This window comes from Helicobacter bilis, assembly GCF_900198365.1.
Lineage (GTDB): Bacteria > Campylobacterota > Campylobacteria > Campylobacterales > Helicobacteraceae > Helicobacter_A > Helicobacter_A bilis_B.
In genome coordinates this window covers 66,253-77,561 of the sequence record NZ_FZMS01000038.1, presented here as the reverse complement: position 1 = coordinate 77,561, position 11,309 = coordinate 66,253, and the positions used below count along the sequence as shown (strand labels likewise).

Below are 11,309 nucleotides of genomic sequence, written 5' to 3'. Positions count from 1 at the left end.
TGTTTTAGAAGTTAAGATTCTCTGCCTTATGATTGGAGTCATGGCTTGTGCCACAAGATAATAAGAATTAGATTTCTCTCTTTCAACAGCTCAAAATGACAATAAATTAGGCTAAATCTTGTCTTAAACTTGCTAGCTTATCTCACTTAACAAGCTATAAAATAAACACAACTATGACAATCGTAAGACATAAAAACACAGAAAAATACTTCTTGTTTTTATTATGCTTTAAGTTTTTTATTATAATAGTTTCATTTTTGATGATAGAGAAGGAAACTAATGCGCGTTACACAAGTTTTAATGAATTTTATCCGTAGTGAATCTTTTGGCGGTATTTTTCTTGGGATAAGCACGATTATGGCACTTATTGTTGCCAACTCGCCCTTATCGCATATATATCACACGATTTTTGAAACACCTTTTGGTTTTCAGTTTGGCGAACATTTTGTGGGTATGGAGCTAAAAATATGGGTGAATGATGTGCTTATGTCGTTTTTCTTTTTACTTGTTGGCTTAGAGATTAAGAGAGAAATGCTTTTTGGCGAGTTAAACTCTTTTTCAAAAGCGGCATTTCCAGCTATTGCTGCATTAGGGGGCATGATAGTCCCGGGTGTGATATATTATGCGTTAAATATTGGCACGGCTTCAAGTCATGGTTTTGGTATCCCGATGGCGACAGATATTGCATTTGCATTAGGCGTGTTGCTTATACTTGGCAAACGCATTCCTATTGCCTTGAAAGTTTTTCTTGTTACCTTAGCGGTTGTTGATGATTTGGGTGCGATTGTGGTTATTGCGTTATTTTATGGAGATTCTATACATTTGATGTGGCTACTTGCTTCAGCGGGAATCATTGTGCTACTTGTGCTATGCAATATGCGTGGCATTAAGCATTTGATTGTATATCTTGGACTTGGAATCTTATTATGGTTTTTCGTGCATGCAAGCGGTATCCATGCGACTATTGCCGCGGTAATCTTAGCATTTTGTATCCCTGTCAAAGCAAAAAAAGATTTTCAGGCATTTTATGAGCAAATGGGCGTATGGGCGAAAAACTATCAACACAAGCAAAATAAACAAGATTCTATACTTTTAGACCATGATAAATTAGAATTCGTGCAAGAAGTCCAGCATAGTGCTATAAACACACAAAATCCTCTCCTAAGATTAGAGCATTTTTTGCAGCCTTGGAGTGCGTATTTTATCATGCCTTGCTTTGCGTTTGCAAATGCGGGGGTAAGCATTGAATCTAATTTTAATTTTAATATAGACCATATTTTTCTTGGTGTATTCTTAGGGCTAGTTGTAGGGAAACCTATTGGAATCTTCCTTGCGTCTTTTTTGTGTGAAAAGTTAGGCGTTGCAAAACGACCCGATGGAATCTCTTGGACTTATATTTTAGGGGCTGGTATGCTTGCTGGGATTGGCTTTACTATGTCGCTTTTTGTATCTGAGCTTGCCTTTGATATACATGAAGCAAAAGAGTTATCTAAAATCACTATATTACTTGCATCGCTTACTTCATGTATTATTGGTGTTATATTCTTGCTTTTATCTGGTAAAGCGAAAAATTAACATTTTTTGTGTTAAAATCCCTGCTTTATTTTTGAATATGAAGGATATATATGCAAGAGCTTATTAGTTTTTTGCCATTAGCGGTTCTTATTTTAGTGTTTTATTTTCTTGTGTTTCGTCCGCAGCAGCAGCAAAGAAAGAAACATGCAGCTATGGTTGAATCTTTAAAAAGAGGGGATAAAATCGTTACAAATGGCGGTTTTGTATGTGAGGTAATCAAGCAAGATGATAGATTTATAGTTGTAGAGTTAGGCGATACTCAAGTGCGACTTGCAAGGGAATTTGTAGCTTACAAAGTTGATGAAATGGCAGAAGAAGATGATTCTAGCACAGATTCAAAGAAAGAGGAAAAAGAATCTAAAAATAAGCATGATAAAAAATAGATTTAGGTTAGATTAGCGTATGGCAAAGATTCACACAAATACACAAAAACCCTTTAATTACAGGTTGTTAGCCTTTATCCTTGCATGTTGTTTTGGAATCTTTTTTAGCATTCCATCGTTCTTTCAAGATTCTAGCAAATATCCCTTTTTTGATGGTTATAAAAAGATTACGCTTGGACTTGATTTGCAAGGTGGGTTAAGTCTTTTACTTGATGTTGATGTAAATGAGGCAGTTGGCAATAAGTATAGCAGTATGCTTAGCGACTTAAAGCACCAAACAGATAAGAAAAATATTTTTATTAATAAGCTTAGAATGCAAGGTGATTCCATAAGCTTTATCTTACTTGATTCAAGTAGAACAAAAGATATGGAATCTATCCTTAGCAATATGGAAGGTGTGGTATGGTCTCAAAGTGGTAATACCTTTAGTATAGCACTGAATGAAGAAGCTATAAAAAAGGTGCAAAAAAATGCCCTAGATCAAGCTATCTTTACTATCCGCAATCGACTTAGTGGTTTTGGTTTAACAGAGCCAAATGTCTTGCGTGAGGGGATTAATCAAATCCGTGTGGAAATGCCGGGGGCTCAAAGTGAAGAAGAGCAAAAAAGGCTTATAAAGTTAATCTCGCAAAATGCACAGCTAGAGTTTATGGCAGTAGATGAAGATTTGGCTAGACGCATGATGAATGGTGAAGCAATCAGTGATGAAGAGGCTATGAGGTATAATTCTGTGCTATTGCCTTATGCTGAAAATGAGATGGCAAAACTTCCTTTAAAAGCTATCCCTATCCTTGATGGAAGCTCTATTGTAAAAGCAGATTCTACAATTGATGAAAATAAAAATGATGCGGTAAGCTTTGTGCTAGATTCTAAAGGTGCTGAAATCTTTGGGGATTTTACAGGGAGAAATATTAAGAAAAGATTGGCGATTGTGCTTGATAAACGCATAATTTCTGCACCTAGCATTAATCAAAGAATTGGTGGTGGCAATGGCATTATTACTGGTAGTTTTGATAGAAAAGCAGCAAGTGATTTAGCCATAGCGCTTAGGTCTGGTGCGCTTCTTGCCCCCGTTTCTGTGATAGAAAAAAGGGTTGTAGGTCCTAGTCTTGGTGCAGATTCTATACAAGCTTCTGTTATAGCCCTTATTAGCGGCTTTGTCTTAGTTGTGGGCTTTATGATTGTATATTATGCTATGGCGGGTGTCTTTGCCTCTCTTGCCCTTGTTATCAATCTCTTTTTGATTATCGCCGTTATGGCGTTATTTGATGCGACACTGACACTCCCGGGTATGGCTGGTATCGTGCTAACCGTGGGTATGGCGGTAGATGCCAATATCATCATTAATGAGAGAATTAGAGAAGGACTTAAGTCTGGCATGGGAGTAATAAAGTCATTACGCATTGGCTATGAGAATGCTTCTCGTGCCATTTTTGATGCAAATATTACTTCGCTTATTGCTTCAGTTTTGCTTTATGTGTATGGCACTGGTGTGATAAAAGGCTTTGCGATTACTACCGGTATTGGTATACTAGCTTCTATTGTTACCGCTATAATTGGCACACATGGAATCTATCTATGGCTTGGTAATCGTATAGAAAGAAGTAAAAATCTAGCCTTTTGGTTTGGCATTAAGCTAGATTCTAAGACTGAAGTAGCAGCAAAGCAAAAGCGTTAGTTAAGGAAGTGAAATATGGAGATTTTTAAACAGCAGAAAATTTTTGATTTTGTGCGTTGGAGTAAGTATGGACTAATTGCTTCTATTTTGCTAACACTTGCTTCATTTTATCTATTTTTTGGCGTGGGCTTTAATCTTGGCATTGACTTTGCAGGTGGCAGCACAGCACAGATTCAATACACACAGCAAAATGCCCCTATGGCAGAAATACGCAAACTTTTAGCAACAGATGAGCGATTTAAGAATGCTCAAGTAAGTCGATTTGGTGCGGATAATGAGATTATTATTAAGATCCCATTTAATGAAGACTTAAAAGCAAATGAGATTGATACCACTTTACATACATTATTAGAATCAAGCGGTGAATTTAGCATAAGAAAGCTTGATACCGTTGGTCCAAAGGTCGGCGATGAATTGCGTAAAAGCGCGATATTATCACTTGTTTTAGCGACTATTGCAATGATGGCGTATGTGAGCTTTCGCTATGAGTGGCGGTTTGCCCTTGCTTCTATCATCGCCTTGGTGCATGACATTGTCATTACCGCAGCAAGTGTGATTATCTTTAAGATTGATTTAAATCTTGAAGTTATCGCAGCTTTGCTTACCCTGCTTGGCTACTCAATCAATGATACTATTATCATTTTTGATAGAATCAGAGAGAAAATGCTTGAAGGCAAAAAAATGAATGCAAATGAAGTGATTAATGAAGCCGTATCAAGCACACTAACAAGGACAACGCTTACTTCACTTACTATGTTTTTTGTCGTCTTGACACTTTATCTTTTTGGTGGGCAAATTATCGTAGGATTCTCTTTGCCACTTCTTGTTGGTGTTGTCTTTGGGACATATAGCTCAATGTTTGTAGCACCAAAACTTGCGATTTTACTTAATTTTTCTGTCGAAGCCTATTATGCAAAAGAAGTACAAAAAGCTAAAAAACAAGAGGAAAAGAAGCGTATGCGACAGCTTTATGAGGGCGGTAGAGTGTAATACATGAATGATTTAAGATTCTAAAGGTTTATAAATGAAAAGATATATTACAGCGTTGCTTATGTTAATAATGAATAGCATATTGTTTGGGAATCTTGCATATAGCAATGAAAACATAGAAGATGAAACAAATACAAAAGATTCTATAAAGCTTATCACACAACCTGAAATAAGCGAGATTCTAGAGATAAATAAGCAAGGTGATGATACACTTATAACCTTTACAAATATCAATCTTAAAGTAGGTGAGAGTGGTATTATCCTGCGTGATTTATCATCTTACAAAGCGATTGTAGCAAGTGTAGTTGTGATAAAACTAGAAGGCACAAAGGCTATCGCAAAAGTTTCCCCTTTTACACAATTAACCCAGCCATATCTACCAACACCAAACATGACGCCTGAAACTGGCGATATGGTGATATTTAGAAGTTTTAACAACAAGGCATTCCTTATAGCCCCAAATGAGATAACCTATAAAAACATTACTGAAAAATATGATTTTATAGAGTTTGTAAGCTCTGATTTATTAATGGGCTTTCTAAACTCACAAGGCAAACATGACCCAACGCCAAAGCTACTCCCAAAGGCATGTAATGAATATGGTGTTGGACTTTTATTTATCGTAGGAAGCAAAGATATTGGAATCTTTAGTTGCCAAAATGTTGCTAGGATTGCAAAATACAAAAACACACTCACAGACACAACGACAAAATCCCCATTCTACACACGCACAAATTTTGAGGGCGGCGGCTCACTGACCTACTCACTCTCATCAAAGAAAAGCAAAGATTATTTTCTATACTACGATGAGTTTTTAAAAGATTAAGTGTTCTTTAGCGAATAGAAGGAAAACTTATGATCATTCTAATCGGTGGAGAGAGCCATACATGCAAAACACTTCAAGCACAAAGGCTACTTGAAATCTATCATCACTCTTATATGAGTCAGATCATTTAAAAATGGGCTTTATGAAAGGGCTAGAAAATCTGCCTTTTAGTGTAGAGGAAAATTCTAATAATCTAAAATATAAAAAAGGTGCAAAAATGATTCAAAAAATCATCATAAGTAAAAATCTAGCGTGGCTTTTAATCCTAATTGGCGGGATTTGTGAAGTAGCGTGGGTGAGTGGGCTAAAACATGCCGACACACTGCCGCTAAAGGCTTTGACTTGCTTAGGCATTGCTTTTTCTTTCACTTGTGCGGTGTTAGCGATGAAAAGGCTTGAAGTTAGCATTGTGTATAGCGTGTTTGTTGGCATTGGCACGGGTGGTGTGGTGGTGGCTGAAATAGTGCTATTTGGCGAGGAGGCATCACTCATAAAAATCGCCCTTATCTCAACGCTTATGCTTGGAGTGTTGGGACTAAAGTGGAGTGTAAAAGAAAGCAAAACCGCACAAGACATACACGATCATTTGCCTGAGGAGCTAGAATCTTTGTTTATAGAATCTAGCGACACGCAGGATTTTCAACACAATATTAAGCAAGATTCTAAAAATGGTTCAAAAAAAGCTGAATCTAGGGCTTCTAATACAGATTCTACAAAGGATAAATAATGCTATCTTGGATTTTACTTTTTATTGCTGGGGTGTTTGAAATAGCTGGTGTATGGACGATGAAAAAGCTCATTGATACCAAAAATAAAATCTATATCTTATGTCTTGCACTGATTTTTGCAGGGAGCTTTACCTGCCTATCTATCGCTATGCAAGAGATTTCTATGGGCGTGGCGTATGCGATATGGACGGGCATTGGTGCGGCTGGTGGGGTGCTTGTGGGGATTGTGTTTTTTAAAGAGGATAAGTCATTTTTGAAGCTTTTTTGCGTATGTGTGATTATCACTTCTAGCGTGGGATTAAAGGCGTTGGGATAGATTTTGTTATCTTTAAAATCTAAATACTGAGATTCTTGATTTAAAATAAGATTCTAGAATCTAATGTTATATGCGTATTGCTGCCATGTAGAGACAGCATACAAACAAACTCAAAGAGTTTTGTTATAATACCCATGCAAAATGCCACATTTACAAGTATAGAATCTTTACACCCAAAACTTACAAGGAAATATATGCAAACCCAAAACAAAGCCGTAGTGTTACTCAATATGGGCGGACCAAATAGTTTAGATGAAGTCGCCACTTTTCTCAAAAATATGTTTGCTGACCCATGTATCCTTAGCGTTAAAAGTGAGTTTTTTCGCTCTATGCTAGGCAATGTTATAGTAAATTCACGCATTGAAAAAAGCAAGAAAATGTATGAAAAGATAGGTGGTTGTAGCCCATTAACAGAAATCACTTTTAAACTTACACAGAAATTGCAAAAGAGGAATCCAAGCACATTCTACACTTATGCTATGCGTTATGTGCCACCCTATTCATTAGCTGTTATACAAGAAATCATGCAAAAAAACATTCATGACATTACGCTTTTTAGCATGTATCCGCAATATAGCTCAACTACAACTTATTCATCTTTTAGCGATGTCTCACTTGCCCTTAAGACACTAAACTTTACTCCACGCATAAGAACAATCGATCGCTATGCAACCCACCCCTTGTTTATAAAGGCAATTACACAAAGCATTAAGGACACTTTAAATGGAAGAAATGCAAAGGATTTTGTGCTGATTCTATCCGCACACTCTGTGCCTATAAGTCGCATTAAAAAAGGCGATCCATATCAGCAAGAATGCCAAGATTGCAAAGCCCTGCTGCAAGCTGAATTAGAGAAAAATGATATTGTATTTAAAGATATACAGCTATGCTATCAGTCAAAAGTGGGACCTGTGAAGTGGATTGGTCCTTATACAGATTCTGTGATTAAATCCCTTGCTCCAAACAATATGATTATATATCCGCTAAGTTTTACCATTGATAACTCTGAAACAAAATATGAGCTTGCTATACAATATGCTGAACTTGCAAAATCGCTTGGCATAAAAGAATATCTTGTATGCGAATGCCTAAATGATAGCGACTTATTTGTAGATTTTATAGAATCTATGACCTCTTATCAAGAACCTCAAATGCAGGCAGAATATTCCCCTCCAATAACTCAAGGCTAGCACCTCCACCCGTGGATATAAAACTCATATTATCTCTTTGCCCCGCTTTATCTATCGCGTCTGCGGTATCGCCACCGCCGATAAAGCTAAACGCATAAGTATTAGCAATTGCATGAGCGAGATTAAAAGTCCCACGAGAAAACTGGTGAATCTCATACACACCAAGCGGACCATTCCAAATAATAGTTTGAGAATCTGTAACCACTTCACTAAAAAGTTTAACGCTTGCAGGACCAATATCAACTGCGATGAGATTCTGTGGTATGTCTTGTGATGGTGTGATTTTAATCTCACTTGGATTATCAATGCTATTTGTGCTTACCAGATCCACAGGCAAATATACCTTTACCTTTTTCTCTTTTGCACTTTCTAGAATCGTTATCGCATCTTTTATTAAATCATCTTCTACAAGGCTATTTTGCATATCATAGCCTAACGCTTTTAAGAAAGTATTACTCATAGCTCCACCGATAATGATTTTATCAACGACATCAAGCACTCTTTGCAAAAGACTAAGCTTTGAGCTTACCTTGCTTCCACCAACAATCAATAAAAGCGGTCGCAATGGATTCTTAATCACCTTTGCAAAGGAATCAATCTCTTTTTTCAACAATATACCTGCAACTTTATGATTCACAAACTTCGCAATACCATAAGTGCTAGCATGCGCCCTATGGCTCGTCCCAAACGCATCATTGACATAAACATCACAAAGACTTGCGAGATTTTTACTGAGTGTTTCATCATTTTTTGTTTCACCTTCATAGAATCTAATATTTTCAAGCAAAATAATTTGACATCTATTTTCATTTTGTGCGGCTTTTGCAGATTCTATTGTATCAGCAAGAAATACATCTTTATTGAGTAGCCTCTCTAGCCTTTTTACAACATGCTTGAGTGAAAAATCACTGCTACGCCCTTTTGGTCTGCCAAGATGACTCACCAAAACAATACTTTGTGCTTCATTGTCAATACAATAGTTAATTGTTGGCAAGGCTTCACGCATACGCGTATCATCGCTGATATTAAAGTCTTTATCCATAGGGACATTGAAATCAACGCGGATTAACACTCTTTGGTCTTTGATAGTAATATCTCGTATGCTTTTTGCTTCTTGCATTAAAGTGATACTTGTGGTTTTTGGCATAATTACTCCTTAAAAATGTTGCATAACTTTATAAAACAACATTGTAGCACAAGCAATTTAACCATACCAATCACGGCTAAACCAAAAAGTAAGAATTGCCGACTTTTGTTTGAAAGAGGGATAACAATCTTAGAAATTATAAAGCATAATTTTTCGTAAGTCTATTTTTTTACCTTGATACTTGCAACCTCGTCTTTTAAGGCTTTACCGGGCTTAAATTTTGGCACCATTTTATCCGCTGTTTTGTAAGTTTTATCAGTTCCGGGGACTTTACCTTCTTTACCTTTTTGCACTGCATTTTCAAATTTACCAAATCCTACAAGCTCAACTGTCTCATTTGACTTCAATACATGCGTAATTGCATCTACAACAGAATCAAGTGCCTTTTCTGCATCCTCTTTCTTTGCATAACCACCGATTTCTTTGATAGTTTTTACAAAATCGCTCTTTTTCATAACGAAAACTCCTATATAAAATATATTTATCTTTAAACAGCACACAAGGCTAAAAAGATAAACTAGCATTGTATTTGATTTTTGTATGAAAATCAAGTTATTTTAGAGTTAAATTATAAAAAATTGCAAGTTTTTGCTACAATGCAGCCTTTAAACACCTATATTTTAAGCAAAAAAGGATATAAATCATGGCAATCAAACTTGCGATTAATGGCACGGGACGCATTGGGCTATGTGCGGCTAGGATTATTGGGGAACGCGATGATGTGGAACTTGTAGCACTCAATACAACTGCAAGTGTGGATACTTTAGTGCATTTGCTGCGATATGATTCTGTGCATAGATTCTATGATGTTGAGAAGTTAGATGAGAATACACTCCGTATTGGCAAAAGCAAAAATGTAAAAGTCTTAAGCGATAGAGACCCTTTGAATCTTAACTTTGGCGAGGCGGTAGCGGTGCTTGAATGCACAGGCAAATTTAACGCCCTTGATAAAGCAAAAGCACATATTAAAGGCAATGTCAAACGCGTGATAATCTCCGCTCCTGCGGATAATACGCCAACTTTTGTCTATGGTGTCAATCATACGCAATATAATAATGAAAGCGTGATTTCAAATGCGTCCTGCACCACAAACTGCCTAGCCCCCATTGTGAAAGTGCTAGATTCTACTTTTGGCATTGAAAACGCCCTTATGAGCACTATCCATAGCTATACAAATGATCAAAATCTCCTTGATGTCAAGCACAAAGACTTACGCCGAGCGCGTGCAGCAGCCCTATCTATGATACCTACAAGCACAGGTGCAGCAAAGGCGATTGGGCTTGTATTGCCCCATTTAGCAGGGAAGCTTAATGGTATTGCCGTGCGTGTGCCAACGCCTGATGTGAGTTTGGTGGATTTAAGCGTGAATCTAAAGAGTGAAGTAAGTAAAGATTCTATCAATGAAGCATTTTATAAGGCTCAAAGTGGTGAAAGTTTTGAAGGGACATTTAAAGGGCTTATTATCGTTGATGATGAAATGCGTGTATCAAGTGATTTTATCGGTAGTAAGGCGAGTGCGGTAATCGTGCCAGATAAGACAATCGCCATTGGCAAGAGTGCAAAAGTCCTTGCGTGGTATGATAATGAGATGGGCTATACGCACAGACTTGTAGATATGAGTGTGTATGTGTGTAAGGGTTTGTAGCAAGTTAGCGTATCATTCCAAAATATTACATACAGCAAATGATTACAATGGATTCAATATTCCTATCAATGTAGGTATAGCAGCGACTTTTGCAGGATCACATAAAGTAGAAATCGGTGCAAAAATCCAAGCCCTATCAGCTGGATATAGTGCTAAGGCTAAAAATGATAAAACTGAATATCTTGTGAATACACATGTGATTAATGTGGCTATTCTTACATTTTCTAATGTTTTATAGGGCATAACCTTTATTTGTTCTGCCCTATTTTGTTCAGTCTTACAACCTTACATTATTAAAATTCCATTCCCACCTTAAAAGTAGGAATCTTTTGTACTCCACAGATATATTTTTGTATGTATTTTAGATTCTTTAACAAAAAGGCGATATTATGCAAGATTCACTCCATACATTTATGGAAAGCGATGCCTATATGCAGGGGATATTCTTACACGAGATTTTTGCGTGTTTGTTTTTTATCCCTTATTTGTGGTATCTCTTCATTTTATATCGGGCAAAGACATTTTTAGATATGAATAGAAAGATTTATTTTGTCATGCCTATTACGATTTTTCTGCTTGGCGTGGGTATTATTACAGGTGGCTTTTTACTTGCTATGCGGGGATTTATCCTTGATATACGCATTATCGTAATGATTTTTGCCCTACTTCTTTTTCTCATCGGTGAAATCTATCGTATGAAAACCTTGAAAAAAGCAAGGACAAGCAAAGAAGGTATGCAAAGATACAGGCAAACATGTAAGATAATGTATCTTATCTTTGTTGTTGTTTTTGTGTGTGTTGTAGGTTTTATTAAAGCATATAAGGGGTAGT

General features: G+C 36.7%; 13 protein-coding genes. 11 read left to right on the top strand and 2 right to left on the bottom strand.

Annotated features, from left to right (window positions below; translation table 11 throughout):
* Positions 1-279 precede the first annotated feature (279 nt).
* The 8 genes from nhaA (at position 280) to hemH (ending at position 7,686) form a co-directional block, all read left to right on the top strand.
* Complete coding sequence (gene nhaA, locus C6H08_RS06000) at positions 280-1,575, top strand: Na+/H+ antiporter NhaA (RefSeq protein WP_034578960.1); 1,296 nt, start codon at positions 280-282, stop codon at positions 1,573-1,575.
* A 50-nt stretch (positions 1,576-1,625) separates the two neighbouring features.
* A complete protein-coding gene (gene yajC / locus C6H08_RS05995) occupies positions 1,626-1,958 on the top strand; it encodes a preprotein translocase subunit YajC (protein WP_034578958.1) in 333 nt (110 codons plus the stop codon).
* A gap of 19 nt (positions 1,959-1,977) precedes the next feature.
* Complete coding sequence (gene secD / locus C6H08_RS05990) at positions 1,978-3,636, top strand: protein translocase subunit SecD (protein ID WP_034578957.1); 1,659 nt, start codon at positions 1,978-1,980, stop codon at positions 3,634-3,636.
* A gap of 15 nt (positions 3,637-3,651) precedes the next feature.
* The gene (secF, locus tag C6H08_RS05985) at positions 3,652-4,626 is read left to right on the top strand and encodes a protein translocase subunit SecF (RefSeq protein ID WP_034578955.1); all 975 of its coding nucleotides are present in this window, start codon (positions 3,652-3,654) and stop codon (positions 4,624-4,626) included.
* Between the two features lie 34 nt (positions 4,627-4,660).
* Positions 4,661-5,452, top strand: coding sequence for a plasminogen-binding N-terminal domain-containing protein (locus C6H08_RS05980; RefSeq protein WP_034564251.1), 792 nt, complete (start codon positions 4,661-4,663; stop codon positions 5,450-5,452).
* 142 nt (positions 5,453-5,594) lie between these two features.
* Positions 5,595-6,179, top strand: a complete 585-nt coding sequence (locus C6H08_RS05975; RefSeq protein WP_233708503.1) for a DMT family transporter — start codon at positions 5,595-5,597, stop codon at positions 6,177-6,179.
* Positions 6,179-6,496: a DMT family transporter gene (locus C6H08_RS05970; protein ID WP_034564249.1), complete on the top strand. Its 318-nt coding sequence runs from the start codon at positions 6,179-6,181 to the stop codon at positions 6,494-6,496. The genes C6H08_RS05975 and C6H08_RS05970 overlap by 1 nt, the downstream gene beginning before the upstream one ends.
* A gap of 194 nt (positions 6,497-6,690) precedes the next feature.
* A complete protein-coding gene (gene hemH, locus C6H08_RS05965) occupies positions 6,691-7,686 on the top strand; it encodes a ferrochelatase (RefSeq protein WP_034564822.1) in 996 nt (331 codons plus the stop codon).
* Here hemH and C6H08_RS05960 read toward each other — a convergent pair.
* Both C6H08_RS05960 and C6H08_RS05955 read right to left on the bottom strand, forming a co-directional pair.
* The gene (locus C6H08_RS05960) at positions 7,622-8,833 is read right to left on the bottom strand and encodes a phosphoglycerate kinase (protein ID WP_034564247.1); all 1,212 of its coding nucleotides are present in this window, start codon (positions 8,831-8,833) and stop codon (positions 7,622-7,624) included. The genes hemH and C6H08_RS05960 overlap by 65 nt on opposite strands.
* A 161-nt stretch (positions 8,834-8,994) precedes the next feature.
* On the bottom strand, positions 8,995-9,288 hold the full coding sequence (locus tag C6H08_RS05955; RefSeq protein ID WP_004084310.1) for an HU family DNA-binding protein: 294 nt from the start codon (positions 9,286-9,288) through the stop codon (positions 8,995-8,997).
* Between the two features lie 188 nt (positions 9,289-9,476).
* Here C6H08_RS05955 and gap point away from each other — a divergent pair, with 188 nt between their 5' ends.
* The 3 genes from gap (at position 9,477) to C6H08_RS05940 (ending at position 11,308) form a co-directional block, all read left to right on the top strand.
* Positions 9,477-10,478: a type I glyceraldehyde-3-phosphate dehydrogenase gene (gene gap / locus C6H08_RS05950; protein WP_034578953.1), complete on the top strand. Its 1,002-nt coding sequence runs from the start codon at positions 9,477-9,479 to the stop codon at positions 10,476-10,478.
* Positions 10,459-10,716, top strand: a complete 258-nt coding sequence (locus tag C6H08_RS05945) for an outer membrane beta-barrel protein (RefSeq protein ID WP_233708502.1) — start codon at positions 10,459-10,461, stop codon at positions 10,714-10,716. Before gap ends, C6H08_RS05945 begins: the two co-directional genes overlap by 20 nt.
* Before the next feature lie 151 nt (positions 10,717-10,867).
* A complete protein-coding gene (locus tag C6H08_RS05940) occupies positions 10,868-11,308 on the top strand; it encodes a hypothetical protein (RefSeq protein ID WP_004085906.1) in 441 nt (146 codons plus the stop codon).
* The last annotated feature ends 1 nt before the right edge of the window (position 11,309 follow it).

What these genes read in the sequence shown, in the direction of transcription:
- nhaA (WP_034578960.1), top strand. Translation starts at nt 280, where the DNA reads ATGCGCGTTACACAAGTTTTAATGAATTTTATCCGTAGTGAATCTTTT.
- yajC (WP_034578958.1), top strand. Translation starts at nt 1,626, where the DNA reads ATGCAAGAGCTTATTAGTTTTTTGCCATTAGCGGTTCTTATTTTAGTG.
- secD (WP_034578957.1), top strand. Translation starts at nt 1,978, where the DNA reads ATGGCAAAGATTCACACAAATACACAAAAACCCTTTAATTACAGGTTG.
- secF (WP_034578955.1), top strand. Translation starts at nt 3,652, where the DNA reads ATGGAGATTTTTAAACAGCAGAAAATTTTTGATTTTGTGCGTTGGAGT.
- C6H08_RS05980 (WP_034564251.1), top strand. Translation starts at nt 4,661, where the DNA reads ATGAAAAGATATATTACAGCGTTGCTTATGTTAATAATGAATAGCATA.
- C6H08_RS05975 (WP_233708503.1), top strand. Translation starts at nt 5,595, where the DNA reads ATGAAAGGGCTAGAAAATCTGCCTTTTAGTGTAGAGGAAAATTCTAAT.
- C6H08_RS05970 (WP_034564249.1), top strand. Translation starts at nt 6,179, where the DNA reads ATGCTATCTTGGATTTTACTTTTTATTGCTGGGGTGTTTGAAATAGCT.
- hemH (WP_034564822.1), top strand. Translation starts at nt 6,691, where the DNA reads ATGCAAACCCAAAACAAAGCCGTAGTGTTACTCAATATGGGCGGACCA.
- C6H08_RS05960 (WP_034564247.1), bottom strand. Translation starts at nt 8,833, where the DNA reads ATGCCAAAAACCACAAGTATCACTTTAATGCAAGAAGCAAAAAGCATA.
- C6H08_RS05955 (WP_004084310.1), bottom strand. Translation starts at nt 9,288, where the DNA reads ATGAAAAAGAGCGATTTTGTAAAAACTATCAAAGAAATCGGTGGTTAT.
- gap (WP_034578953.1), top strand. Translation starts at nt 9,477, where the DNA reads ATGGCAATCAAACTTGCGATTAATGGCACGGGACGCATTGGGCTATGT.
- C6H08_RS05945 (WP_233708502.1), top strand. Translation starts at nt 10,459, where the DNA reads ATGTGTGTAAGGGTTTGTAGCAAGTTAGCGTATCATTCCAAAATATTA.
- C6H08_RS05940 (WP_004085906.1), top strand. Translation starts at nt 10,868, where the DNA reads ATGCAAGATTCACTCCATACATTTATGGAAAGCGATGCCTATATGCAG.